Source organism: Pantoea ananatis PA13 (assembly GCF_000233595.1).
Classification (GTDB): domain Bacteria; phylum Pseudomonadota; class Gammaproteobacteria; order Enterobacterales; family Enterobacteriaceae; genus Pantoea; species Pantoea ananatis.
Genome location: NC_017554.1, coordinates 2,324,328 through 2,349,911, shown reverse-complemented (window position 1 = coordinate 2,349,911; position 25,584 = coordinate 2,324,328). Strand labels below are relative to the sequence as shown.

Below are 25,584 nucleotides of genomic sequence, written 5' to 3'. Positions count from 1 at the left end.
CCTCTCACAATGAATGGAAAAAACGCTACCAGCCAACGATGCGTTGCCAGACCTCATGTTCGCCGTTTCGGGTGTCGATCACCTGATAGTGCGTATGCATCGCGGCGGTCGCGCAGGCGTGGTTGGGCAGAATGCGCAGCAGGGTACCCAGTGGAAAATCTCCGGTGGAATACGCACTGTCGCGCGGCAACGCAATAATTCCGTGCTCCTGATTGGTGGCTGTCAGCAGCAATCCCAACGGACAACCCGCGTCGTCGCACACCAACCCGTAGCCATAATCGGTATCCTGTGAGGCGGTGCCGCGATCGCGTGACATGGCCATCCAGCCGGCATCAACAAAAACCCAGCCCTTGTCGTGGTTGTGGCCGATCACCGTTGTCACCACCGAAAGCGCAATGTCGTCCTGGGTGCAGACGCCCAGATTGTGCATAAACAGATCGAAGGTGGAAAACACCCCGGCCCTCACCTCGGTTACGCCCGTGAGGTCCGTAGCCGCATGCGCCGTGGGCGTGGAGCCAACGCTGACGACCGGGCACGTGATCCCTGCGGCACGGATATGCTGGGCAGCGGTAATGGCAGCCTGGCACTCTTGCTGCGCCGCCCGCTGAATGTCTTGCGGCGTGCGGCAATGGTAGGACTCGCCCGCGTGGGTCATCACCCCTTCCACTACCATCCCGTGCTGATGCAGATGACCGGCAATCTCGGCCAACGTCTCGTCTTCAGGTCGAATGCCGCCGCGATGGCCATCGCAGTCGATCTCAATGAAAACGGAAAACGTCACCTGATGCTGTAAAGCGTAATCGCTGATGGCCTGTGCCTGCGCCATGCTGTCCAGCAACACATGCACCTGTTTGCCGCTGCTCCGCAGGGCGGCAATACGCGGCAATTTAGCGGGCGCAATGCCCACGGCGTAAAGCACATTACTGAAGCCAGCGGCGACAAAGGCTTCGGCTTCTGCCAGGGTAGAAACGGTGGCAGGTGAAGAGGATGCTTTGAGCAGATAAGGCGCAGACTGGAGAGTGCGAAGCGTTTTCAGATGCGGGCGAATCTGACAGCGTTGCCCTTCGATTCGCTGATACAAGCGGTTGATATTGCGTTCAAACTTAACTTTATCTAACAGCAGATAAGGCGTGGTTATGGTTAAGTGATTGAGCATCGTCGAATTCCTGTAAGGTTTTATTGATGCTCTCATCGTTTAAATCTGTTTAAAATGCCGTCAGGCCCAATTAATGATTAGGTTTGAACCTAATGATCAACAGCGAAGATTTACGTTTTTTTCAGGTCATTGCCCTGCATCCTACGCTGGCAGCGGCGGCGCGCCATCTGGATATCACGCCGCCTTCCGTGACGCAGCGCCTGCAAAGTATTGAACAAAAGATCGGGGTGAAGCTGATCCTGCGTCCGGCAAAACGCATCATTCTGACCGATGAAGGCGAAGCTCTGCTGGGTCGCGCCCGGGTGATTTTGCATGAGATAGACCAGTTGCAGGATGTGATCGATCAGACACGAAACCGCATCAGCGGAACGCTGAGAGTGCTGGCCCCGTTGGGCTTTGGTTCCGAACACATTGCCCCGCTGCTGGCGGAGTACGCCGACAGCCATGCCGATCTCAGTATTGATCTCACCCTCTCTGATAACCCCGACTGGATGCAGGCCGATAAGTGGGATGTGGTGATCTATATCGGCCATCTGCGCGACTCCACGCTCTACAGCACCCGGCTCGCCGCCAATCCGCGTTTACTCTGCGCCTCGCCGGCTTATCTGCAGCAGCAGGGTACGCCGACGCATCCTGATGCGCTGCAGCACCATCACTGTCTGGTGATCCGGGAAAATGCGGAAGATGTGACGCGCTGGACATTCAGCCACAACGGGGACGAAACGACCCTAAGGATTACGCCACGTCTCGCCAGCAATGATGGTCGTATCATTAAAAAATGGGCGCTGAGCGGTAAAGGGATTATGGTGCGCTCCGCCTGGGATATCAGCCGCGAGATCCGCCAGGGCCTTCTTGTTCCCTTGCTGCCCGCGTTTACCTTGCCGTCTGCCGATATCGTCGCCCTGACCAGCCTGCAGGAAAAAAAGCGGCTTCCCCGCACTCAGGGTTTTATCGACCTGATGAAACACACCTTCAGCGCACCGCCTTGGGAGATCGATTAGGCCTCCCTGGTGTTGCACCGGCTCAACAGGTGTTGCTTACGATAAAAACTCGTGCTCCGTGACCTTCTCAAGCCAGGTCACCGGACTGCCGTTAAGGGATTCCGCGATGGCAATATGCGTCATTGCATGGCTGTCGGTGGCGCCGTGCCAGTGACGAACATCCTCCGGTATCCAGACGATATCGCCCTGATTAATCGTCTGCTTCTCTTCGCCTTCACACTGAATCCATCCCTGACCGGCGGTGACGATCAGCGTCTGCCCCAGTGGATGCGTATGCCAGGCCGTACGGGCACCGGGCTCAAAGGTGACGATAGCGCCGCCAACCCGTGCCGGGGCCGCTGTGCTGAAAGGGGAATCAATGCGGACCTGGCCGGTAAAATACACCTCAGGACCTTTCGCTGAGGGAACGGCGGCATTTTTGATGATTTTCATTATCGGCTTACCTTTGATGTCGTGTGACAGAGGACAGGGACGGACGTCTCTCATTATGGCCGCTGCTTGCCTGTGCGCACATGGCCGAAAAACACGCGCAGGCTGATGAATTGGGCAGGCTAAGCGCAGAGTTAAAAATATTTAATTTTTTCTGCATCCACTTTCGTCCCCCTACTCGTATATCTCATTGAAAGCCACTTACTCCACGCTCTAATGAGGATTTACGATGAAAAAGCTAATCGCTGTGACTGTTGTATCAAGTGCATTACTGTTTACCACTGCCTCTCTTGCCGCTATGGAGTCGGGTTCTGTCATGGTAGGCGGTGCCGCCATGTTCCCGCAAAAAAATATTGTTGAAAATGCGGTTAACTCAAAAGATCACACCACCCTGGTGGCTGCGGTAAAAGCAGCCGGTTTGGTTGATACCTTACAAGGTAAAGGCCCTTTTACCGTGTTTGCTCCAACTAACGCGGCGTTCGCTAAGCTCCCTGCAGGCACCGTAGACAGTCTGCTCAAACCGGAAAATAAAGCGAAACTGACCAGCGTACTCACCTATCACGTGGTTGCCGGTAAGTACGATATGAAGGCGCTGGAAGCCAAAATCAAACAAGGTGGCGGTCATGCCGAGCTGAAGACCGTTAACGGTCAGCCGTTATGGATCATGAACAATGGCCCCCACAATATTCAGCTGAAAGATGGCCAGGGCAACGTCGCGAATATCAGTACCTATGACGTCAACCAAAAAAATGGCGTGATAGATGTGATTGATACCGTATTAATGCCGAAGTAATAATTTATACTCGAACGGAAACAGATCATTCGGGACGCTTATGGACAAGGTGCAGGCAGTGGAGCAGGTGAAATTGATGCAGGCAATCGCCGACGGCGATCGTCAGGCATTTGAACAACTTTACCGGCTGACATCGCCTCACCTTTTTGCCATCGCGTTGCGCATGTTGCAGCATCGCCCCTGGGCTGAGGAGGTGCTGCATGATTGCTACATCACCATCTGGAGCAAGGCGGAAACCTATAATGCCGCGCTGAGCTCCCCGTTGACCTGGATGACCCACATTGTTCGTAATCGGTGTATCGACTGGCTCCGCAGCGGACAGGCACGCCTTGCCAGCGCGGAAGAAGCCCATAACGATGACCTACTGGCCGCTGAACATGACGAACTGCATAACAGACAGGATGATGCACAAGCCGCACGCTTACAGCGCTGTCTGGGAAACCTCAGCAGTGAGCAGCGCCAGAGCATCACGCTGGCCTACTATCAGGGCATGTCCCACGGCGATATTGCTCACTGGCTCCAGCAGCCGGTTGGATCGGTGAAAAGCTGGATCCGCCGGGCGATGGCGCACCTTCGGGAGTGTGTCGGACTATGAATAAACGCCAACGTGACGACGCGCTCTCTGCGGAATACGCGCTGGGTACGCTGCGCGGCAATGCGCGGTTACGCTTTCAGAAGCGTCTGCAGAGTGAGCCGGAACTGACTGAGCAGGTAGCCAAATGGCAAACCCTGCTTGCCGGACTGGATCGCAGTCTGATGCCTCAGATTCCACCGGAATACGTCTGGAAAAAAATAACGTTAAGTCTGCCGACAAAGATAACGCCGCGCGTCAGGCGCGGTTATGTAGGCTGGCTGGTTGCCGCAGCCCTTGCCGCGCTGACGCTGGTGTCGTATCAGGTTATCAGAACGCCCGACTTTACCCCGCTGACCGTAATGCGGGGCGCGGAGCAACAGGGGCAATGGGTGGTCAGTGCAGATAAGGCGTTGACGCAGCTGCGTGTAACACCGTTGCAGCCGGTCGCTATTGGCGCAAACAACAGCCTGCAACTGTGGCTCATCCCTGCCGGTCAACAGCCCGTTTCCTTGGGGCTGCTGAATGTCCAGGAGACCACGCAGCTCAAACTTGCCGCGCGTGATACGCTGAAAAACGCGGTGATTGCGGTCAGCCTTGAGCCCCAGGGCGGTTCACCCACCGGGCAGCCTACCGGCCCGGTGCTTTACAGTGGCAGGACAGGATAACGCCATTCGGGCTGCGGGTTGAGCGGGTGGGACGATGGCATGCCTTTATCCCGTGTTATCGCCCCACCCCGCACAGCCCTAAAAACGTTGCCAGTTATCTTCCTGCTTAGCATAGGCCGCACGAGCCTGAACAAAGGCGGAAGAAACCCGTGCGGGGCTGGATTGGGCAACAGGCGCGGCATCGGTCAGCACGAACGTGGCGACGAGCTGATTCAGTGCTGAGGCCTGATCCATGAGCGAGCGGGATGCCGATGAGGCTTCCTCCACCAGCGCCGCATTCTGCTGTGTCACGTCATCCATCTGATTGACGGCCTGATGCACCTGACCAATCCCCAATGACTGCTCCTGAGACGCGACGGCAATTTCGTCAACGAGGTCGGTTACCTGTCGCACCGCGTCCTTCATTCGTCCGATATTGTCACCCACCTGTTCAGCCTGATTAACGCCGGTTTCCACATAGCGCATCGAGGATTCGATAAGTTCTTTAATCTCGCGCGCTGAAGCCGAAGAACGCTGTGCCAGGTTACGCACTTCACCGGCGACAACGGCAAAACCTCGTCCCTGCTCGCCAGCCCGGGCGGCTTCAACGGCAGCGTTGAGGGCCAGAATATTGGTCTGGAAAGCCACGCCTTCGATCAGGCTAATAATGGCGGTGATTTTTTCAGAACTCTGTTTAATGTCGGTCATGGTGCCGAGCATGGTGTGAACTTTCGTGGCGCTGTCGTCCGAAATGTCCCGGGCGTTTTTCGACAGCTGGCTGGCCAGTCGGGTGTTTTCAGCCGTCTGGCGCACGGTTTCACTCAGCTCTGACATACTGGCAGCCGTCTGTTCCAGCGAGGCCGCCTGCTGCTCGGTGCGTGAAGAGAGATCTTCGTTGCCGGCCGAAATTTGCGAGGTGGCAGAACTGACAGAATGGGCCGAACGTTCAACGGACGACAGGGAATGGGCCACATTCCCGATAAGGTTGTTAAACGCTTTAGCCGTAAGACCAATTTCATCCTGACGGGAGTCATCCGCACGCAGGGTAAGATCCAGTCGCTCGCTGGCACGTTCCATGGTGATTCGCATACCGTTAAGGTGCCTGCGGATCCCCAGAATCGTTCTGACGGAGAACGCGCCCAGCAGCAGAATGATGGCGGCCGAACCGGCAATTAACCACACCAGCGTTTGCCGGTAAACCTTGTTGTTATCTTTTTCAAATGCCGCCCCTACCTCCACATTAAACTGTAACTGTTTCTGGTAACTTTCAATTAAATCGCGAATAGACTGCCCGACCCCGCTATTGCCCTGCAGATCGGCCAGCGCAGCGTCGTCATGCAGACGGGAATTCGCCATAAAACCGGGCAAACGGTCTTCCATCTGCTTAATCAGCGCTAAGGCATGCTGACTCAGCATGATGTCCTGATCGTTAGTGGTTTCATTTTTCAAATAAAATTCAGTCAGCGCTTTAACGGTATCCAGCCGCGTCGTTATTTCCTTTTCGAACTCGGCCTGTTTGCCTTGATCTTTTGCACTCAAATGTCGGTAAAGCGAGACGTTAAGCCGGTTACTGCCATTGACCATTTTATCCAGGTCAACTAGTGAAGGCAGCGTATTGGTTTGTACGTATTGAAAGCGCGACTGGAAGCCGCTCAATACCATGATGACGATCACCACCATGGCAATCATCGATGCCGAGAGCAGTGAAAACGTCAGGAAAAGCCGCTGAGTAATAGTCATATTAAATTCCCCGAATACTATGTTCGTTATTCATTACGTTATGCTGAAGCGCGCTAGCCATAAAGATATCGACAGGGCGTGAATGAGCATTAATGCGCTGAATGGTAAATCCGCTGAATAATGGGGGCGGACGCGGCATTACCGTTAAAAAGCATTAGCCCGTTGAATGCATAAATAAAGACGTAGGGATTTATGACTCAGAAAATACAAATGGATTTAATGGATGGAGGAAAGTCAATTTTTATTTAAGAGGAGGGGAATAATCTTTATTCAAAATGGCGTGCGCGTTTAATTAATAAAATTTCGCTTAAGGCCAGCTTAAAATTGTGCCTGAATATACCGGCTGCGCCGTTGTTTAATGCCGCCGTTTTTGAAATAAATTAACGCTGCAACAAACGCGAACGAATTAATCATAAGTAAGGACTATTTTAAAAATTTTTTTATTTTTTTGTTAACGCCGGGACGTTCTTCTCCGTTCGTTCGGGCCGGGCGTTAAAAACCCGCATAGCGCTGGCTTCCCTGTCTCCGCCGCGACACAGCCTTGTCATTCGCCGCATTCACGCCGCGGGTCGGCATGGCTGACAAAGCAAAAGACATAATTTGGCTTAATGCAACACGCTGACTAAACCGGTTTTAAACAGCCTGGTCGTTACGGCGGATTTACGCCACTTCTCGCGCGAAATAACTGCTGAGTTAATCGACAGTCGTGTAAAAATGTCGTAAAAAAAAGGTACAAACCTGTAAAAATGCAGTTCATAACTTAACCACCTACTCCCTAACTCACGCTAAACCGCGTAATCTCGTGCTGATCGCTGACCGGATAACCTTTCCGGCGAAGGTGGATAATTACGTGAAGCAAAACAGGATATTAAATGGCGCAGTCTGAAAAACAGTCTCTTCCTGCAGGCATGCTGGCGGCAGCGGGGATCGTATTTGGTGATATCGGCACCAGCCCGCTCTATACCTTAAAAGAGTGTCTGTCTATTCTTCCCTCTGGGGCGGTGACCGAAGAGGCGGTCATGGGGTTTCTTTCTCTGATATTCTGGGGACTGACGCTGATTGTGACGGTGAAATACGTCATCTTTATCATGCGTGCAGATCATGATGGCGAAGGCGGAATACTGACGTTGATGTCCCTGGCCCGGCAAAATGTCGGCGCTCGGCTCAGCCGCATCATCGTACTGGCAGGCCTCACAGGAGGAGCCTTCTTTTACGGTGACGGCATTATCACCCCGGCAATCTCGGTGCTTTCCGCCGTTGAGGGGATTGAAGTCGTGGCCCCGGCGCTGGATCGCTTTATTGTGCCGCTGGCCATGGTCATACTGGCGGTACTCTTTGTGATTCAGAAGCACGGCACCGAGCGCGTCAGCCGCGTTTTTGGCCCGATCATGCTGGTGTGGTTTATTACCCTGGCGATACTCGGTGTGCGCGGCATCGCAATGAATCCGCACGTTTTACATGCGCTCAATCCGGCCTTTGCCCTGACCTTTTTGCTTCATCATGAAGCCCTGTCATTTGCCGCGCTCGGCATGGTGGTGCTGGCCGTCACCGGTGCTGAAGCCCTGTATGCGGATATGGGACATCTGGGCAAAACCCCCATCAGGCTGGCCTGGTTGATCATTGCCCTGCCCGCTCTGGTGCTGAACTATTTTGGTCAGGGCGCCCTGGTGCTTGCCGAACCCAGCGCGGTGCAAAATCCGTTTTATATTCTCGCGCCCGTCTGGGCACAGATCCCGCTGATTGTCCTGTCAACCCTGGCCACGGTCATTGCTGCCCAGTCAATCATCAGCGGCGTTTACACGCTGACGCATCAGGCCATTCGCCAGGGGTTTCTGCCGCCGATGCGAGTGATCTTTACGTCTGCTACGGAATCAGGACAAATCTACATCCCGGTCGTAAACTGGCTGCTGTTTGCGGCGGTAACTGTCGTCATCCTGGCTTTCCGCCAGTCCTCAGCGCTCTCATCCGCTTACGGTATCGTGGTGACGGGCACGATGGTGCTGACGGCCTGTCTGGCCGGTATTGTGGCCTTTAAAAACTGGAAGTGGCCATTGCCGGTGGCGTTGGTTTTTCTGCTCTGCATGCTGTTAATTGATGTGCCGCTGTTTGCCGCCAATCTGATGAAGCTCCTGTCTGGCGGCTGGGTGCCGGTGCTGCTGGCGATGACCATGCTGGTGCTGATGCTTATCTGGAGCAGTGAGCGTTCCCGGCTTATCCGCCGTCTCACTGACGATCCGGTGCGGCTGAAAGCGCTGATTAGCTCCCTGGAAGCCTCTCCGCCGATGCGGGTGGGGGGAACGGCTATCTTCCTGACGCGTAAAGAGTATGAAATTCCGCAGGCGCTGCTGCATAACCTGAAACATAACCGGGTACTGCATGAGCGCACTGTCTTACTGCATATCAAAACGGTCGATCTGCCCCGCGTACACAATCAGCAGCGCATTGCGTTGCGCCAGATGTCCCCGTCGTTCTGGCAGGTGACGGCCACCTATGGCTGGCATGAGCGTCCGTCGATGCAGGATGTCCTGCATCTTTGTGGGCTGGAAGGCTTTGGCTGTACGTTAAATGAAGCGTCGTTTTTTACCTCGCACGACACGCTGGTGATGAAAAAGCGCCGCGGTCTGGCCCATGCCAAAGGCGTTATCTTCCACTTCTTCCAGCGCAATGCACTACGCGCGCATGAGCAGTTTAGAATCCCGGCTAACCGGGTGATCGAACTGGGCGGGCAAAAAGAGTTCTGATAAGGGCATTTGCGGCAGAGCGCGTCACGGGCTCTGCCGTTTTCTTTTGTCAGGAAGCCCGCATGTTCCCCGCTCGCGTTCAGCACCCTTTCACCGCCCGTCGTAACGGCCTTCTTCACGCGTCTCCTGGATCTCGTCAGGCTTTGCCGGGCAAAATGTATGCCCATACAGGCATAACGGGACAGCAGGCGCGGCTGTGGCGCAAGTACCGCCTGCCGCGGGCTATCGCGTTCAATAGTGCCCGATGAACTCAACGCTGACTTGCAGAACGGCCCTCATCAGCGCACCAAACGCAGGATGCTGAAGAAAAATCTGTAGGCTGCGGGATCCCGTCTGGTGTCTTTGACTTTAACCCGTCACAATACCAGCCGGGATCCCCTGTTTTACCTGTGCCACCAACGCTTCATCCCTGTTACACCCCCAGAGGTTGCAGGATGAAAAAAGGAGCAAACCATGTCTGATGCGACATCGGCTCAGTGCCACTGTGGCGCTGTAGCCTTTAACGTAAAACTGCTGGATGGCCTGAACACGGCCCGGCGCTGTAACTGCTCTTTCTGCCGTATGCGCGGCGCGGTCGTGGTGTTTGCGCCGGTCTCTGGGCTTGAGGTGGTGAAAGGCAAAGAGACGCTAAGCGAGTACCGTTTTAATTCGGGTGAGGCAGTCCACTACTTCTGTTCCATTTGTGGCATCTACACGTTTCATCAAAGCCGGTCCAATCCTGAACAGTACGGCGTGAATGCCGCCTGTCTGACGGGCGTTTCGCCTTTCGATTTTGCCTCCGTGCCCGTCACCGATGGCAATAATCATCCCCGGGATGGCGGCAAAGGCGGCGTAGTCGGCCATCTTAACTATGTTGCAGTAAAACCCTGACGTTGCAGTAAAACCCTGACGCCGGGCACCAGAAGGCCATTAACCTCAGGTCGCCTGGCGCACCCTTTCCAGCATCATCATTGCGTGGCTGAAAACCGCATCGGCGAGCGTCAGGGGATAATCATCGGGCAGGCTGTCCCGCACCTTAATAATCGCGGCAGGCAAGCCCGGAATAAAGGCCGCCAGTATCTGCCGCATCGCTGCCTGACTGAACCCCACGCTCCCCGCAAGGGCAAGAAAATGCGCGGGCCCAATCGCGTCAATGTGATGCTGTTTGCCCTCAGGGCCTGTCAGGCCCATCCCCAGCTGGAAATCCCGTCTGTCTGTTGTGCGTAGAGAAAGGCCCGGGCAGGCGGAAAGGAGATGCTTAAAAGGCGCGAGCCGGAAGCTGCCACCGCGAGCAATCAGCAGCGAGAGATGTTTAGCGTTGACGCGCGTGATGCCCGTCAGCCACTGAAATACCAGACAGCGCATCAGATCCTCACGGTCTTTCATGGCGGAGCTTGAGCCCATCAGCAAGGCCATGATGTCATCAATTCCCGGACCGCCCTGCTGCTCATCGCGGCCAGAGAGCGGCACGCCGAGCGCCTGACACACGTCTTCTTCAGGAAGATGATAAAGGTGTTGTCCGTCGTGACGCCAACGGCGATCGTATCGTTCTGTTCTCAATTTACGGATGCCGTTCTCATGAACTAATACGGCATCCGGCACCGGGATAGTCAGCTCCCGGGCCAGGGACAGACACAGATACGCATTATCGATATCGAACTGCTGTGCCTCATCGGCGGGGGTGAAGATGCTGTGCGTTGCCTGGTCCGGCGCGACGGGCTGCCGCTTTGCCGGCAGCAGACTGAGCGCCCCGGGTAATGTGTGTCCCACTTTCTGCAATGTTGCAAAGACCTCACAGGATTTTATCGGGTGAGTCGGGTAAAAATCCTTTTCGATCAACGCGCTGGGATAGAGAAGGTTTTCGAAAAAGTGCACGACTTTCTCAGAATGCATCGCGGCGCGCTGTAAGGGCAACGAAAGCGAGAGAGGTCTGGCAAGCGGATGCTGAAGCCAGTTGGCGTCATACTGGAAATGCAGCGCGCCGTTGTGATGCAGCGTCAGCGTTCCCGTACGCTCGCCGTTTATCCAGGCAATGAGCTTTGCCATTACCAGGCATCCTCAGCCGGGGCTGAGGATGCGCTGTTTTCATGAAGCAACAGAGCAAGATCGAGCGCCTGTAAGATTTTGAACAACGTTGCCAGTGAGGTTGTATCCGGGGCATTTTCGAAGTGAGACAGGGTTGCCTGTTTCAGGCCCACTTTTTTCGCCAGTTCGACCTGGGTCCAGCCGTTTTGCTGCCGCAGTAGCCTGACCTGATTTGCCAACTGGCGGGGACTGTAAATCATGCGGTATGCTCCCTGATAAGTGAGGATTTATCCCCGTTAGAGGATATTATCAGACTTGCTGCTCTTTCGCCTGATAACTTAATTATCCCCGATAGCGGATATTTTGGAGGTACAATGACCAAATGTAACTTTCCTCTGGCCGTCACGCGGTCTTACACCGAGAATGATAAGCAGGATTTACTGGTCGGGCTGCGCGCCTATAACAACGCGTTCATCGATACTTCGACATGGGGGCCGCTGGCGGTATTTTGTCGTGATCCGCAGGGAAAATTGCTGGGCGGACTGATTGGTAGCCAAAAAGGGCACTGGCTTTGTATTGAGTTTCTCTGGGTGAGTGAATCCGTGCGCGGTTCAGGCCTTGGCCAGCAGCTGGTTCATGCAGCCGAACAGGATGCTGTCACGGCGGGTTGCCACAGTGCCCTGGTGGATACCTTTAGTTTCCAGGCGCTGCCCTTCTACCAGAAGCAGGGTTATGCCCGGCAGATGTCGTTAACGGATTTCCCTCAACCGGGCATGCAACGTCATTATCTGACGAAAGCGTTAAGCGCAGCGCGCTGATCTTCACGCTGCAAAAACGCAAGGGTTGCCCCTGTCCATCTCTCAATGGACAGGGTTAAGGCATCAGATGATATTGACCTTGCAGTCGCTTAACATGCGCCAGTGGCAAGGCAGAACACGCGTTTCGCCTCTTACCGTTACCGTGCTGACGCCATGAATATCGCGACAGGACGATCCGACCTGGAGTTCAAACTCGCCCGGCTCAACAATGCGCTTGCCATCGCGACGGGTAAAGTTGAGCATATCGACGGGAAGCGTAAAGCACAGCTCAGCCGTTTCACCCGGTTGTAACGTGACGCGCTGAAAAGCTTTGAGCTCCTGAAGCGGGCGCACCATGCTGGCGACCTTGTCCCGGATATAAAGCTGAACCACTTCACTGCCCTGCCGTTGGCCGCTATTGGTTAGCGTCATTCTGAGGCGGATTTCGCCGTCAATAGCGACGCTGTCCTGCTCGGACTGGAGCGTCCCCCAACTAAACGTTGTCCCGCTCAGACCGTAGCCAAACGGATAGCGTGCGCCAAAATGGAAGGCGATTGGCGTGCCGCCGCTTTTCAGTTTGTGGTTGTAATAGAACGGCATCGCACCGACGTTCTTCGGAACGCTCACCACCAGGCGGCCCTGCGGCTCTGCGCGGCCGGTGAGGATATCCGCTATCGCCCAGCCGCCCTCCTGTCCCGGTGCCCAGGCCAGCAGAAAGGCGGCGACCTTGTTCTCCAGGCCCTGCAGGTTATAAGGTCGCCCACCGGTCATGACCACGATCACCGGTTTTCCGGTGTCCACAAGGGCCTCCAGCAATAACTGCTGCACGCCTGGCAGATTCAGGCTGTCGGTATCAGAACCTTCTCCTACGGTGCCGCTCTGGAACAGGCCCGCCAGATCGCCTACGCAGGCAACAACGACATCGCTTTCTTGTGCCACGCGAACCGCCTCCGCAATCAGATGCGTATCCTGTGAAACAGGCGACTGCTGCACAGGTTTCGCCCCGCTGTCTCCGGGGAAAACGGGAGCGCCTGCCGCGCGTTTCTCAATAATATGGCAGCCTTTGGCATAGCTGACGTTTTGCTGCCCCAGCGTATGGCGCAGGGCGGCGAGCGGCGTCGTTACCTGCGAGGTTTCCTCCAGCATATCGCTAATGATCAGGTGAACAGGAAAACTGTAGCCACTCAGTAGCGCAAGTGGATCGTCTGCACAGGGGCCCACAACCCCAACGCGACTGGCTTGTTGCAGCGGCAGAATGCCGTTATTTTCCAGTAGCGTGATCGACCGCGTGGCAACCTCCCGGGCGACCTGACGGGTTTCCTCGTCCTGCAGTGAAATCGTCTCTTCATTAATGTAGGGCTGCTCGAACAGGCCCAGACGAAACTTTTCGGTTAAGATGCGGCCAACAATTTCATCCACCTTCTCCATCGACAGCAGATTACGTGATACGGCGTCCGCCAGATGGCGAGCGCAGTCATCTTTGGGCAGTTCGACGTCCAGCCCGGCGTTAAAAGCCAGCGCGGCAGATTCTGCCGCATCCTGCGCCACGCCATGATGCTGATGAAGCAGGCTGACGCCGCCGTAGTCAGCGACGACAATGCCGTCGAATCCCCACTGCTCCCGCAAGACCTCGGTCAATAAAAAACGATCGCTGTGGCCGGGTTGATTATCGATGTCATGGTATGCCGGCATGACTGAACCCGCATTCGCCAGCTTGACCGCCATTTCAAACGGCAGTAAGAAGATATCGTTTAACTCGCTGAAACCCAGGTGTACCGGCGCGTGATTACGGGCGCCCTCACTGAATGAGTGGCCGACGTAGTGCTTCAGCGTGGCTAACAGATCGCGCGTATCGCCCTGCAGGCCCTCGACGTAGGCGGTAGCCATGACGCCCACCAGCCAGGGATCTTCCCCGAAGGTTTCTTCCGTCCGGCCCCAGCGGACATCGCGGGACACATCCAGTACCGGCGCCAGCCCCTGCTTGCAGCCAACAGAACGCGCCTCTGTGCCAATGCGCTGTGCCGCCCGCCTGATGAGTTCAGGATCCCAGGTCGATCCATAGTTGAGCGATGAGGGAAACAACGTGGCGCCTTTGCAGAGCAAACCGACCAGGCACTCTTCATGCAGCAGCGCCGGGATGCCCAGGCGTGAGCCTTCAGTCACGTCGCGCTGCAGGCGATTCGCCGCCCGGACGCCAGTCAGCGCGTCAACGATATGCGTTCCCAGCGGACGGGTAATCTGACCTATACCGCGGGTTAATCTTTCTTTCAGTGCTGTCTGGGCACTGACGCCAGTAAACTCATCGCTTAAATCTGTGCGTTCCTGGTGATTGCCCTCTTCATCCAGAATGAGCCAGTAAGCATGCATCTGCGCGAACTTTTCTTCCGTCGTCATGCGCGGCAGCAGATCCGCGACGCGTTCAGCGACCGGACGATGAGGATCCTTATAGATTGCAGTCATGTTTCACTCCTTTATGCAGATTTCAGATAGTCTTGCTGGCGTCCATTTTCTCTTCAGCGGCGCGCTTCGCAGCCAGCTCAAGGGCGATAGCATTCACCCGCGCGCTGTTCAGTTTGTAGAGAAAAAGCAGTAGCAACATGCAGGTAAACAGAACGCCGGGAATAATGTTGTGCATCAGGTTGATGGTGGTGATGACGCGAGGTGTTTGTGCGGCCACGCCGGGCTGGTAATGAACCAGTCCCAGAATCCAGCCCACGACAGCCCCGCCCATGGCAAGACCAAATTTGATGGCAAACAGCGCCGTTGAAAATACGAGGCCGTCCAGTCGTCTTCCGCTGCGCTGCTCTTCAAAGTCCACCACATCCGAGAACATGTTCCATTGAATGGGCGTGGTCAGGTTCTGAACAAATCCAAAAACAATATTCACGGCAATGATCAGCCAAACCTGAGAAGGCGGAATAAAATAAATCGTGGTGACAAAAAAAACAAAACTGGCAAGGCAAATCTGATAAGTGCGGACGCGATCAAATTTTCCCAATAACCGCTCTGAAAAAAAGGCCCCGCACAATGCCGCTATCATGCCGGTAATTATAAAAGTGAATACGAGGTCAGGACGCAATAAAACGTAGTTCATGTAATAAATGGTGGAGGAGCCACGGGTTACCACCGCCGTGAGCAGCAGGATGTTAAAAATAACAATGATGCACCACTGGCTGTTTTTACTCAGCGCCTTGAGGTCGGACCACATAGAGTTTGCGCTGTCACTGCGGGGTAAATAACGTTCCCGGGTCATAAAGAAACAGCAGTAGATTAAAACCACCCCTAAGAACCCCATGAAGCCCATGGCAAAGAGGTAGCCTTTTGCCTTGTCACCCTGACCTAACAGATCCACCAGCGGCAGCCCGATGACGGTCACCACCAGTCCGCCGATAAACGCGCAGGCAAACCGCCAGGATTGCAAAGAATGGCGTTCGCGGGGATCGAGCGTCAGTGCACCGGGCATGGCGCAGTAAGGGACGTTTACCGCAGAGTAAATAAAGCTGAGAATCGTGTAAGTGACACAGGCATAGACGATCTTCGCCGTGGGGCCGACATCCGGAACATAAAAGGTAATGAGACAACTGACGCCAAACGGAATCGCAAACCACATCAGCCAGGGCCGAAAACGACCGTGCTTGGTTCGGGTGCGATCGACCAGCGCGCCGATACAGGGATCGACAAAGGCATCGGCCAGACGAACCACCAAAAACATCGTCCCCATAATGGCGGCCGGTAACCCAAACACATCTGTGTAAAAGTAGGCGAGGAACAAGGTGGCGGTTTGCCACACCATTGAACTGGCGGCATCACCGATGCCGTAACCCATTTTATCTTTTGTCGTGAGCACAGAGGATACAGAGGATATAGTCATTGTTATGAGCCTTATAATTAGGTGAAAAACCTGTTCAGTCAGCTTTCCACGCGCTGCCTGTACAGGCAGGCCAGGCTCAAGTATTAGTAGTCTGGAGGAGTAGCAACAATTCCAGAAATTAACAGCCAATTTATGATATTTAGTTTTTTTGCGGGTTTGTGATGCAGTGCATATTGATAACTTATCGATCAATACATTTTTGACGAAATATTTTTGACACCAGGTGGGGTTACTTTGTTATAAGCCTGTAATGTTCTCATATAAAATCGCTATGACATGGCGAATATGCACGCTTGAAATAGTACAGCCTTGTTACTATTTGTATTGTTTTCTGTTGCGTTATGGCAAATAATATCTCTTCAGGGAGAATTTTACCGCCCGAGATGCGTTATCCTGCCCACTGAACGACTGAGCAGCCCTATTTTCAGATGAATAAAATGTTATTTAGCTGAACGTCAGAGTGAAAAGTTAGTAAAATCAGTACAGGATAGCCGTGAGGGCTGCAGTAACTTTTAGAGGAAATGGAATGCTTGAACTGTTTGACGTCAGTTATGAAGAGCTGCAAACCACACGTTCAGAAGAACTTTATAAGCTCAGAAAAAAAACTTTTAGCGACCGCCTGGGATGGGAAGTCGTGTGCAGTCAGGGCATGGAGTCAGATGAGTTTGATGGCCCAGGGACGCGTTATATTCTGGGTATCTGCGAAGGGCAGTTAGTGTGCAGTGTCCGCTTTACCTGCCTGGATCGCCCCAATATGATTACCCACACCTTTCGTCACTGTTTTGACGACGTTCCCCTGCCCGCTTACGGCACCGAGTCCAGCCGTTTTTTTGTTGATAAAGCCCGCGCGCGCGAACTGCTGGGTGAGCACTATCCTGTCAGCCAGGTACTGTTTTTGGCTATGGTTAACTGGGCGCAGAACAATGCTTATACGCATATCTACACGATAGTCAGCCGGGCAATGCTGAAAATACTGAAACGGTCCGGATGGCAAATCAGCGTGGTCAAAGAAGCTTTTCTGACGGAAAAAGAGCGTATTTATCTGCTGACGCTGCCAGCCGGGGAAGCCGATAAACAGCAGTTGGGTGGGGATATTGTTGCACGTACGGGCTGCGCGCCCGTCGCCGTAACTACCTGGCCGCTGACGCTGCCGGTCTGATAAGATCTAACTCAACACCCAGTCTGATAGCCTGTCGGGCGTTACTGACGCCCAGTTTAACCACCACATTTTTGATGTGAAATTTTACAGTGCTGACAGAAATACCGGTAATGGCGGCAATCTCAGAGTAGGTTTTCCCCATACTCGCCCAGTACAACACTTCATTCTCACGCGAAGAAAAGATGGTTTTATCGGCGTTTTGATTCACCGTCGGTGCTCTTTCCGCTTCTGCGCCAGCCAGTCGATACATCTGTTCATTAAAATCGATCAGCAACATCTGCATCGTGCCCTGCTCTGAGGCAAGACGCTGTTCCAGTGCGGCCTGGTCATTGCCTTTAATGATGACCGATAGCAACGCCAGGTTGTTCATATGGTCGTGGAGCACGTAGGTAAAGCCATTAACGATGTTGTATTGCTTCGATAATGAGAAAATTTTAGTAAACCGGAGATCGGACATCAAAGTGATGTTCTCGTCCCAGGCAAAGGGTGAGGTGCGTTTAAAGGCGGTAAGGATAACCGGATCGGTTAACTGAAAATTATTGGCGCGGTATAACCTAACCCATTCGTCAGGATAACTGGAAATAATCAGAACATTTGAAGGATTTTTTTTGCTCACAACAGTGTAAGCGTACTCAGGACTGCCAAACGAAGATAACTTTCTCTGTATGTAAGTCTGAAGCGTATCCGTTATTGTTTGATTTTCAAGAAAAAAAGAAAACATTCAGGCTCCATGCTGCTTCTTTTACTTAACGATGACATAACCTGCACTTTAGTACAGGTAAGATAATACTTAAGAATAACTTACAATGATTCAGCCAGAGGTTACAATGGGTTCAGTTGTTTAGCGGTAAAAAAAAACCTGACCTGCAAGGCCAGGTCGCTGAAACAGCCAACACCAGGGAAAAACTTTCCGGCCAGACTTCACAAACTATAAAGTGATGCTGGCCGGGACACTCAGAGTAACATCCCAGAAACATTTGTACAAACATTTACCTTCGCTTTCCCACACCTGATTGTCCTCCTTTATCATATGCAATGATCTCCCCTCTTCTTTCATGCCATAAGCGCCTTTTATTCAATGCGTTAGCCTTCACCTGTGCGTGTCGCCAGGAAAGAGGATGCGCTCTTTTTAGCCTGATGGCGCTCCCCCTTAAGGAAAAATCAACATATTCTGCTACTTCCGCTGCGCTTATCTGCAATATCGTCGGTAAACCCTCGCCATAAAGCCTGTTTTCATCTGCCAGTACGGATTAAATAAGCATTTGAATGTGACAAATATCACATCTGTGCCAGGCTTAAACTCTCTGACCACCCTGTTCAAGGAGTTCACTATGACGACGTCAAATAACCACATTCAAGACCCGGATCGCTTTCCGAAGCCGCCGTTCAGGCAGCAGCCGCAGCAGGCACCCGGATTAGCCAGTGAAATGGATCCTGCTCCCGATCATGGTGAAAAAAGCTATCGTGGACATGGTCGCCTTACCGGCCGTAAAGCGCTGATCACCGGCGGCGACTCGGGTATTGGCCGTGCGGTTGCAATCGCCTATGCGCGTGAAGGTGCAGATGTGGCCATTAACTATCTGCCGGAAGAAGAGTCCGATGCGGTTGAAGTGATTAAACTGATTGAAGCCGAAGGGCGCAAAGCTGTGGCCATCCCCGGCGATCTGCGTTCTGAAACCTTTTGCCAGACGCTGGTTAACGAAGCGGCCGAGAAGCTGGGCGGGCTGGATATTCTTGTCAATAACGCCGGACGTCAGCAGTTTAATGAATCCATCCGTACGCTGAGCACAGAAGATTTCGATGCCACCTTTAAAACCAATGTCTATGCGCCATTCTGGGTAACGAAAGCCGCGCTGGCGTATTTGCCGCGCGGGGCCTGTATCATTAACACCTCTTCCGTGCAGGCCTTTAAACCCAGCGATATCCTGCTGGACTACGCGCAGACTAAAGCCTGCAACGTCGCCTTTACCAAAGCACTGGCTAAACAGCTCGGCCCGGAAGGGATTCGCGTGAACGCGGTCGCACCGGGTCCGTACTGGACGCCACTGCAGCCGAGCGGCGGTCAGCCGCAGGAGAAAGTGGAACAGTTTGGCGCAGACGCGCCGCTGGGACGCCCCGGCCAACCCGTAGAGATCGCCCCACTCTACGTCACCCTTGCGTCGGACGAGTGCAGCTTTGCCTCCGGGCAGGTATGGTGCTCTGACGGGGGAACCGGAACCTTGTAAGCGTTTTTAATACGCCATGGCCGCACTGCGCGGCCATTTTTTTGCCTGCTTTTCGGCATTACTGTAACGCGTCGAGAATCGCCACGGCCGCCTTAATGCGTTCCGGATTGGGATAGTTTTTATTCGCCAGCATAACGATGCCGCTGTTGAGCTGAGGGACAAAGGCAATGTAGGCCCCAAACCCGTTTGTGGAGCCGGTTTTGTGGATCCAGCTGGCGCGGTCCGCGGCTTTTACCGGGTTCACCAGCGTGGCAGGCTGAGCCTCCAGCGCGGTTTTCGTGTCGCTGGCGTCGATGAGCGTTTGCTCCTTCACCGGCCATGGATAGATTTCCCATCCCAGCCCCTGAGAAAGTTGACCTGCCGTTAAATAGTGCGACTGTGCGGTGAGTATGCCGTTGCGTAAAACCGTATTGCCGGACGATAACCCGTTGGGATTCGCATTGGCCTGCATAAAGGTCATCATGTCGCGCGCGGTGGACTTCACTCCATAGGTTTCTGCCGACAGCATTCCGGGAGAGACGCGCACGGGCTGGCCGTCTTTATAGCCCCACGCATAGTCGAACATCATGGACGCCGGAACGGTATAAAAAGTGCGCGTGAGCCGCAACGGTGTAAAGACGTTCTTCTGCATGGCTTCTTCAAACTCGCCCTTTACCATGAGATAACCCAGCAGGCCGAGACTGACATTGGAATATTGCCGCTGAATGCCCGGCGCGACACCGGGCTGCCACTGCTGCGCGTAACGGAGTAAGGAATCCTGATCGACCACGCTGGCAGGAAGCTGTAACGGCATGCCACCTGCGCTGTAGGTGGCGAGGTGCACCATCCTGATCGCCTGCCACTGCGGGCCTTTTAGCGCGGGCCAGTACTTTTGTACCGGATCGTTCAGGCGAAGTTCGCTGTTACGTATCATCACGCCAGCCAGTACGCCGGTAAAGGTTTTGCTGACGGAACCGAGTTCGAACAGCGTATTTTCCGTCACCCGTCGATCGGTTGCGGTATCCGCTACGCCAAAGTTCAGGTACTGCGGGCGGCCTTTATATAGGACCGCGACGGACATGCCAGGAATCCCCTGCTCCGCCATTAATGGCGTAATCACGTCCTTAACCCGCGAGGCAATCTCCTGTGAGGATAAATCCGTCGCGCTGCTGCTGGCGCTAAGGGCGAAGAGTAATGTAGTAAAATATATTTTCATCAGCACTCATTCAGGTGACAGTTCATCAGTTTGCGCGTAAGACTTCGCCCAATCGGGCGGAGATATAAGCGCGCGACCATGATCGCGACATTAACGCGGCCCGTAATAGAAAAGCTGCCGGGCAGGCAGTGTTAGCTCACGGAGAGCCTGTAAATTCCAAATCGCTTAACGCGGCTTAGGTTCGGCTCGGTGAAGTGGGAATCCTCGCCCAGGGCGGGGAGCCGTCAATGACACTGAGCAGCGCATGATTGCACGCAAAGCTGCGCCTGGGTACTACAGGCACCGGAATTACGCGTATTACAATGAGATTGCTCAACATAACAGCGAGTCTGACAGCTGGAGAGATCACATTTTGCGGCGATGAGCATCAGTTGAGGAAGCGGCGCGCGCGCCGGAAAGCTGTGTGCGGGTTGTGCCAGTGCGCTGCTGGCCATCAGGCAGGACAGCAGCAAAGCAAAAAGACATTTCATAACCGATCTCCAGAGATACGCGTCAGTTAAGTATGGTAACTCTGACGCGTAACGTCTGATAAATCTTGTTAAATTGAGAGCGCGGGCGGATGTTCAACACATTCCACAACGCCGCGACGATAAATATCGTTAAGTCGGACGCCGTACTGACGCGGGTCATGCTGCTGTTTAATGCGTAAAATTGACCCTTCTCCCTTTTCCGTCAGGCAGGCCGGGTGTGCCAGAATGTCCAGCAGGGTCGATTTTATGCCGTCGATCAGCGCCCTGCGCAGGCGATCTTTATCGGCTTCGCTGTTGACCTGATATTCACGATCGTCATTCAGCTCGCCGCCGATCGTCCAGCCTGCACTGGCCGGGTTGATTTCCGGCAGAGCACGCACATTACTGGTTAACACCGGACAGCCGCTCGCCTGCATCTCCAGCACGGAAAACCCGTAGGTTTCCTGCCAGGTCGGTAACAAACCGAGGTCACTGTTCTGGAACAGTTTCAGGAGTGCCGAGTTTGCCATTTGCGCATGATGGGTGACGAAGCTCAGGCGGGAGATACGATCCTGGATATTTCGGTAAAAAGCCTCGTCGTCCTGGAATTTACGGTGTGCCACGTTATGACGCTTAGTCAAATCGCCGATAAGCTGCACGTCAAGCTGGGATGCATCGATCTGACCCGCTTCGACAAGCTCACTCAGCGCCAGCACAATTTCGGCCCCGCCCTTACGATAAAACTCATTGCCGACAAAGACCAGACGGATTTTGTCGCTGTGACGTGCGCTTTTCTGCGGGGTAAACAGCGTTTGTGGCGGATGCATCACCAGCGTTTTAGCCCGAATTTTTGCCGCCACATCCGGTTTAAACAGCTTCATCTGGATGTGCAGCGTCGCCTCTGAAATAGCAATCAGACCGAAACAGTTATCTTTCAGCAAATAAGGGATCAGCTGTTTCAACTCTGGATTGTCGTGTTTGGCCACGCCTGCTACCGGCAGAACGCGCGGCAGCTCGGTTTCAAACGTCGTGACCCAGTTCATTTGCGTTATTGCCACTTCATTGAACAGATGGAGAATGTCGGGCTTCTGCCCCATTGCAAACGGGACAGGTAAGAAGACGAAACGTTTATTTTTTTTCAGTAAACGCGTACGCAGCGGATTGAGGAAATAGAAAACGTTACGTTTTTTCAGGTTAATGTAGTCGTTTTCCGGATTGACCAAAATATTGCGCTGCTCCGGATAGTGATTATTACTTATGCCGATTTTCATGAAGGGTTCCGAAGTCGTAGTGAGTGCGAACGTGATCTATATCACGCTGAATATGAAACAGATCATAGGTAACATCTTAAAAACATGTGATTACTGTGGTTTACAGATTTCTCTGCACCCGACAGGTGCAGCCTGTTGCACAGCGACCGTGCATCTGCGCCATTTTCACCCTTCATGCCCCCATTCAGACGCGCACTCCGCGCGTCGCGCTTCTGGTACAAAAGTTGCAAATAAATGATATGTGCACAGGAGATAACATATGAAAGCGATCGTCATTGGTGGCGGGATGGGTGGCATGACCGCCGCGCTGGCTCTGGAACAGGCAGGTTTCGACACTGAGGTTTTTGAGGCGGTCAAAACGATACGTCCCGTTGGTGCGGCCATTTCCGTCTGGCCAAACGGGGTGAAATGCCTTAATGCATTGGGACTGAAAGAAAAAGTGCGCGCCCTCGGCGGCAACATGGCCTATATGGCCTATAATGAGGCCTTTTCGGGTGAAACCCTCACCCGTTTCAGCCTTTCCCCCCTGGTGCAGCAGGTGGGCGAGTTTCCCTATCCCATTGCCCGCGCCGAGCTTCAGGCCATGCTGCTGGATGCTTACGGCCGCCATCGGGTGAATTTTGGCAAGCGTATCGTGCAGGTGGAGCAATATGCCAGCGGCGTGATCGCGACCTTCGAAGATAACAGTCAGGCCCAGGGTGACTTTCTGGTTGCGGCCGATGGAACGCATTCGGTTATTCGTGATTACGTACTGGGGGAAAAACTGCCCCGTCGCTACGCAGGCTATGTGAACTGGAACGGCCTGGTCAGCGTTGATGAGTCCATCGCGCCTGCCGATCAATGGACCACCTTTGTGGGCGAGGGTAAACGCGTCTCTCTCATGCCGGTCAGCGGCAACCGTTTCTACTTCTTTTTCGATGTGCCGCTGCCCGCCGGGCTGGAGCAGGATCGTTCAACGATGCGGCACGATTTGCAGCACTACTTCAGCGGCTGGTCTGAACCAGTTCAGAAGCTCATCGCGGCAATTGATGTGGAAACCACTAACCGCGTGGAGATTCACGACATCGAGCCTTTTCACCGCTTTGTAAAAGGCCGGGTGGTTTTGCTGGGCGACGCGGCACACAGCACCACGCCGGATATTGGTCAGGGCGGTTGCGCGGCGATGGAAGACGGGATTGTACTGGCCTCGGCATTGTCTGCACATTCGCTTGGCATTGAGGATGCGCTGTTACGTTACCAGATGCGCCGCGTTGAACGCGTTAAGGATCTGGTGTTGAAAGCGCGTAAACGCTGCGACATCACGCATGCTAAAGATCCCCATCTGACATCGGCATGGTATCAGTCGCTGAAAACGGAAACGGGTGAACGGGTGCTGGCGGGACTGTGCGAAACCATTGAAGGTGGACCGCTGGGATAGCCAAAAAGGGCGGTATCACCGCCCTTTCGCTTATTCGGCTAAGCCGCGATTTTTTAGCATCGGCTCCAGTTGAGGCGCTCCGCCGCGCCAGGACTCATACAACGCTTTAAGATCGCTGCTGTTGCCCCGCGACAGGATTTTTTGCCGAAAGATGTCGCCATTTTCCCGGGTTAATCCGCCGTGTTCGACAAACCACTGGTAGCCATCGTCGGCCAGCATCTGGGTCCAGATATAGGCATAATAGCCGGCAGAATACCCCCCGCCCCAGATATGCTGAAAATAGCTGGAACGGTAGCGCGGTGGAACGGCAGCCAGATCAATATCATCGCTGCGTAAAGCCTGCTGTTCGAACGCGTCGACCGACTGCACCGGGGTTTTCCCCTCCAGGCTATGCCAGTGGAGATCCAGTAACGCGGCCGCCAGCAGCTCGGTCATCTCATAACCTTTATTGAACTTGCCTGCTCTGATGATTTTTTCATGCAGCGCCGCTGGCATGGCCTCCCCGGTCTGATAATGACGGGCGAAATGACGAAACACCTGTGGCTCACTGGCCCAGTGCTCGTTGATCTGCGATGGAAACTCGACAAAATCACGTGGCGTTTCCGTGCCGGAGAGGCTGGGATAGCGCTGGCTGGCAAACAAGCCATGCAACGTATGGCCAAACTCATGGAACAGCGTAATCACGTCATCCCAGCTCAGCAGTGCAGGCTCGCCGTTGGCGGGTTTGGTGTAATTACAGACGTTGTAAATCACCGGTTTCTCGTCGAGCAGCGTGGACTGATTAACAAAGTTGCTCATCCATGCGCCGCCGCCTTTGCTGTCGCGCTTGAAAAAATCGGTATAGAACAGCGCCATTCCGCTGCCGTCGGTATCAAAGATTTCGTACACCTGGACATCGGGGTGATAAACCGGCAGGTCGTGACGTTGGGTAAACTGGATGCCATAAAGTTGAGTCGCGGCCCAGAATACGCCCTTTTCCAGCACGCTGTTCAGTTCGAAATAGGGTTTAATCTGGCTTTCATCGAGATCGTACTGCGCCCGCCGAACCTGCTCCGCGTAAAAGTTCCAGTCCCACGCGCCAAGGGTAAAATTCCCCTGCTGGCTGTCGATGGTTTGCTGAATGGCCGCGGCTTCCCGCTCGGCCCGCGCACGGGCCGCAGGAACGATATTGCGCATAAACGCAAAGGCGGCATCGGGGGTTTTCGCCATCTGATCCTGTAGCTGCCAGGCGGCAAAGCTGGCAAACCCTAACAGCTTCGCCTGCTCTGCCCGCACCTGTGCCAGGCGCAGCACTAACGCTCGCGTGTCGTTGTCATCGTTTTTCTCACTGCGCGTCATGGCGGCCTGGAACAGCGCCTGGCGCGTCGGGCGATCTTCCAGAGACTGCAGTGCAGGCTGCTGCGTGGTGTTTTGCAGCACCAGCAGCCAGGCATTCTCCAGGCCTCGTGCCGCCGCCGCCGCTTGAGCAACGGCCAGATCGGACGGACTCAGCCCCGCTAACTGCTGCACGTCATTGACCACTAAACCGCCCGCCTTGGTTGCAGAAAGCAGCTTATTAGTAAACTGCGTACTCAGTCGTGCAGCCTCCTGATTCAGCGCCTTTAACTGCTGCTTCTGTGTTTCCGGCAGGTTGGCACCCGCCAGTTGAAAGCGCTGCCACAGCACCTCGACCAAGCGTTTCGATTCAGCATCAAGCGAGTTGCGCTGCAAATAGACCTGGTCGATGCGTGAAAACAGCGGCCGGTTCAACATTATTTCGTCGTTAAGCGCGGTGAGCTGTGGCGCAATATCCTCGTCAACCTGCTGTAAATAGGGGCTGGTGTGGGCGGAGGTCATGGCATTGAACACCAGGCTCACACGGGTCAACAGTTGACCGCTTTTTTCCAGGGCCTCGCAGGTATTCAAAAAGGTTGCCGCTTCCGGATTGGTGGCGATGGCCAGGACTTCCTGGCGCTTTTCTTCCATTCCGGCCTGAAGCGCGGGCAGAAAGTCGGTTTCCTGAATCTGATCAAAAGGTGGCGTGTGATAAGGCAAGCTGCTGACGTTAAAAAAAGGATTTTGACGGGCGTTCATAGGCGCTCCTGGTGAACAACACAGAGTCTCATAGTGGCAGGTTGC

The 25,584-nt window shown here is 54.2% G+C and carries 21 protein-coding genes; 10 read left to right on the top strand and 11 right to left on the bottom strand.

Translation table 11 applies throughout. The features are described from left to right. Positions 1–25 precede the first annotated feature (25 nt). Entirely contained in the window at positions 26–1,156 is a 1,131-nt protein-coding gene (locus PAGR_RS11085) for a DSD1 family PLP-dependent enzyme (RefSeq protein ID WP_014605808.1), read from the bottom strand. A gap of 92 nt (positions 1,157–1,248) precedes the next feature. Between PAGR_RS11085 and PAGR_RS11080 the strand changes: the two genes are divergently transcribed. Beyond that, complete coding sequence (locus PAGR_RS11080; RefSeq protein WP_014605807.1) at positions 1,249–2,157, top strand: LysR family transcriptional regulator; 909 nt, start codon at positions 1,249–1,251, stop codon at positions 2,155–2,157. A gap of 36 nt (positions 2,158–2,193) precedes the next feature. Here PAGR_RS11080 and PAGR_RS11075 read toward each other — a convergent pair whose 3' ends face one another. Further along, a complete protein-coding gene (locus PAGR_RS11075) occupies positions 2,194–2,589 on the bottom strand; it encodes a (R)-mandelonitrile lyase (RefSeq protein WP_014605806.1) in 396 nt (131 codons plus the stop codon). 226 nt (positions 2,590–2,815) lie between these two features. Here PAGR_RS11075 and PAGR_RS11070 point away from each other — a divergent pair, with 226 nt between their 5' ends. Genes PAGR_RS11070 through PAGR_RS11060 form a run of 3 tightly spaced genes read left to right on the top strand, consistent with a single transcriptional unit; the run spans position 2,816 to position 4,618 of the window. Then, entirely contained in the window at positions 2,816–3,379 is a 564-nt protein-coding gene (locus PAGR_RS11070; RefSeq protein ID WP_014593752.1) for a fasciclin domain-containing protein, read from the top strand. A gap of 40 nt (positions 3,380–3,419) precedes the next feature. Next, entirely contained in the window at positions 3,420–3,974 is a 555-nt protein-coding gene (locus PAGR_RS11065; protein WP_013025822.1) for an RNA polymerase sigma factor, read from the top strand. Beyond that, positions 3,971–4,618 (top strand): anti-sigma factor, encoded by a 648-nt coding sequence (locus PAGR_RS11060; protein ID WP_014605805.1) that lies wholly within the window; start codon positions 3,971–3,973, stop codon positions 4,616–4,618. Before PAGR_RS11065 ends, PAGR_RS11060 begins: the two co-directional genes overlap by 4 nt. A 78-nt stretch (positions 4,619–4,696) precedes the next feature. Here the strand turns inward: PAGR_RS11060 and PAGR_RS11055 are convergent, their stop codons facing one another. Then, positions 4,697–6,337, bottom strand: coding sequence for a methyl-accepting chemotaxis protein (locus PAGR_RS11055; RefSeq protein WP_014605804.1), 1,641 nt, complete (start codon positions 6,335–6,337; stop codon positions 4,697–4,699). A gap of 872 nt (positions 6,338–7,209) precedes the next feature. Between PAGR_RS11055 and kup the strand changes: the two genes are divergently transcribed. Together kup and PAGR_RS11040 are read left to right on the top strand one after the other, a co-directional pair. Then, a complete protein-coding gene (kup, locus tag PAGR_RS11050; protein WP_013025825.1) occupies positions 7,210–9,078 on the top strand; it encodes a low affinity potassium transporter Kup in 1,869 nt (622 codons plus the stop codon). Between the two features lie 453 nt (positions 9,079–9,531). Continuing rightward, complete coding sequence (locus PAGR_RS11040; RefSeq protein WP_014605803.1) at positions 9,532–9,948, top strand: GFA family protein; 417 nt, start codon at positions 9,532–9,534, stop codon at positions 9,946–9,948. Positions 9,949–9,993: 45 nt separating this feature from the next. Here the strand turns inward: PAGR_RS11040 and PAGR_RS11035 are convergent, their stop codons facing one another. After that, the gene (locus PAGR_RS11035; protein WP_014605802.1) at positions 9,994–11,103 is read right to left on the bottom strand and encodes a HipA domain-containing protein; all 1,110 of its coding nucleotides are present in this window, start codon (positions 11,101–11,103) and stop codon (positions 9,994–9,996) included. Next, on the bottom strand, positions 11,103–11,342 hold the full coding sequence (gene hipB / locus PAGR_RS11030; protein WP_014605801.1) for a type II toxin-antitoxin system antitoxin HipB: 240 nt from the start codon (positions 11,340–11,342) through the stop codon (positions 11,103–11,105). The genes PAGR_RS11035 and hipB overlap by 1 nt, the downstream gene beginning before the upstream one ends. A gap of 114 nt (positions 11,343–11,456) precedes the next feature. Here hipB and PAGR_RS11025 point away from each other — a divergent pair, with 114 nt between their 5' ends. Continuing rightward, positions 11,457–11,900 carry a GNAT family N-acetyltransferase gene (locus PAGR_RS11025; RefSeq protein WP_014605800.1) on the top strand — a complete coding sequence of 148 codons (444 nt, stop codon included), beginning with the start codon at positions 11,457–11,459 and terminating at the stop codon, positions 11,898–11,900. Between the two features lie 63 nt (positions 11,901–11,963). Here the strand turns inward: PAGR_RS11025 and PAGR_RS11020 are convergent, their stop codons facing one another. Then, entirely contained in the window at positions 11,964–14,339 is a 2,376-nt protein-coding gene (locus tag PAGR_RS11020; RefSeq protein ID WP_014605799.1) for a glycoside hydrolase family 3 N-terminal domain-containing protein, read from the bottom strand. Between the two features lie 22 nt (positions 14,340–14,361). Then, entirely contained in the window at positions 14,362–15,750 is a 1,389-nt protein-coding gene (locus tag PAGR_RS11015; RefSeq protein ID WP_014605798.1) for an MFS transporter, read from the bottom strand. 526 nt (positions 15,751–16,276) lie between these two features. Between PAGR_RS11015 and PAGR_RS11010 the strand changes: the two genes are divergently transcribed. Next, the gene (locus PAGR_RS11010; protein ID WP_014593759.1) at positions 16,277–16,909 is read left to right on the top strand and encodes an acyl-homoserine-lactone synthase; all 633 of its coding nucleotides are present in this window, start codon (positions 16,277–16,279) and stop codon (positions 16,907–16,909) included. Here PAGR_RS11010 and PAGR_RS11005 read toward each other — a convergent pair. Next, the gene (locus PAGR_RS11005; RefSeq protein ID WP_013025833.1) at positions 16,881–17,630 is read right to left on the bottom strand and encodes a helix-turn-helix transcriptional regulator; all 750 of its coding nucleotides are present in this window, start codon (positions 17,628–17,630) and stop codon (positions 16,881–16,883) included. The genes PAGR_RS11010 and PAGR_RS11005 overlap by 29 nt on opposite strands. A gap of 610 nt (positions 17,631–18,240) precedes the next feature. Here PAGR_RS11005 and PAGR_RS11000 point away from each other — a divergent pair. Next, positions 18,241–19,134, top strand: coding sequence for an SDR family oxidoreductase (locus PAGR_RS11000; RefSeq protein ID WP_014593760.1), 894 nt, complete (start codon positions 18,241–18,243; stop codon positions 19,132–19,134). Between the two features lie 58 nt (positions 19,135–19,192). On the opposite strand, the gene ampC is transcribed toward PAGR_RS11000, so the two are convergent. Together ampC and PAGR_RS10985 are read right to left on the bottom strand one after the other, a co-directional pair. Beyond that, complete coding sequence (ampC, locus tag PAGR_RS10995) at positions 19,193–20,335, bottom strand: class C beta-lactamase (RefSeq protein ID WP_014605797.1); 1,143 nt, start codon at positions 20,333–20,335, stop codon at positions 19,193–19,195. Positions 20,336–20,867: 532 nt separating this feature from the next. After that, positions 20,868–22,049 (bottom strand): glycosyltransferase, encoded by a 1,182-nt coding sequence (locus tag PAGR_RS10985; protein WP_014605795.1) that lies wholly within the window; start codon positions 22,047–22,049, stop codon positions 20,868–20,870. Positions 22,050–22,308: 259 nt separating this feature from the next. On the opposite strand from PAGR_RS10985, the gene hpxO reads away from it, so the two are divergent. Beyond that, complete coding sequence (gene hpxO / locus PAGR_RS10980; protein ID WP_014605794.1) at positions 22,309–23,466, top strand: FAD-dependent urate hydroxylase HpxO; 1,158 nt, start codon at positions 22,309–22,311, stop codon at positions 23,464–23,466. A gap of 30 nt (positions 23,467–23,496) precedes the next feature. On the opposite strand, the gene dcp is transcribed toward hpxO, so the two are convergent. After that, positions 23,497–25,539 (bottom strand): peptidyl-dipeptidase Dcp, encoded by a 2,043-nt coding sequence (gene dcp / locus PAGR_RS10975; RefSeq protein WP_014605793.1) that lies wholly within the window; start codon positions 25,537–25,539, stop codon positions 23,497–23,499. Positions 25,540–25,584: the final 45 nt, after the last annotated feature.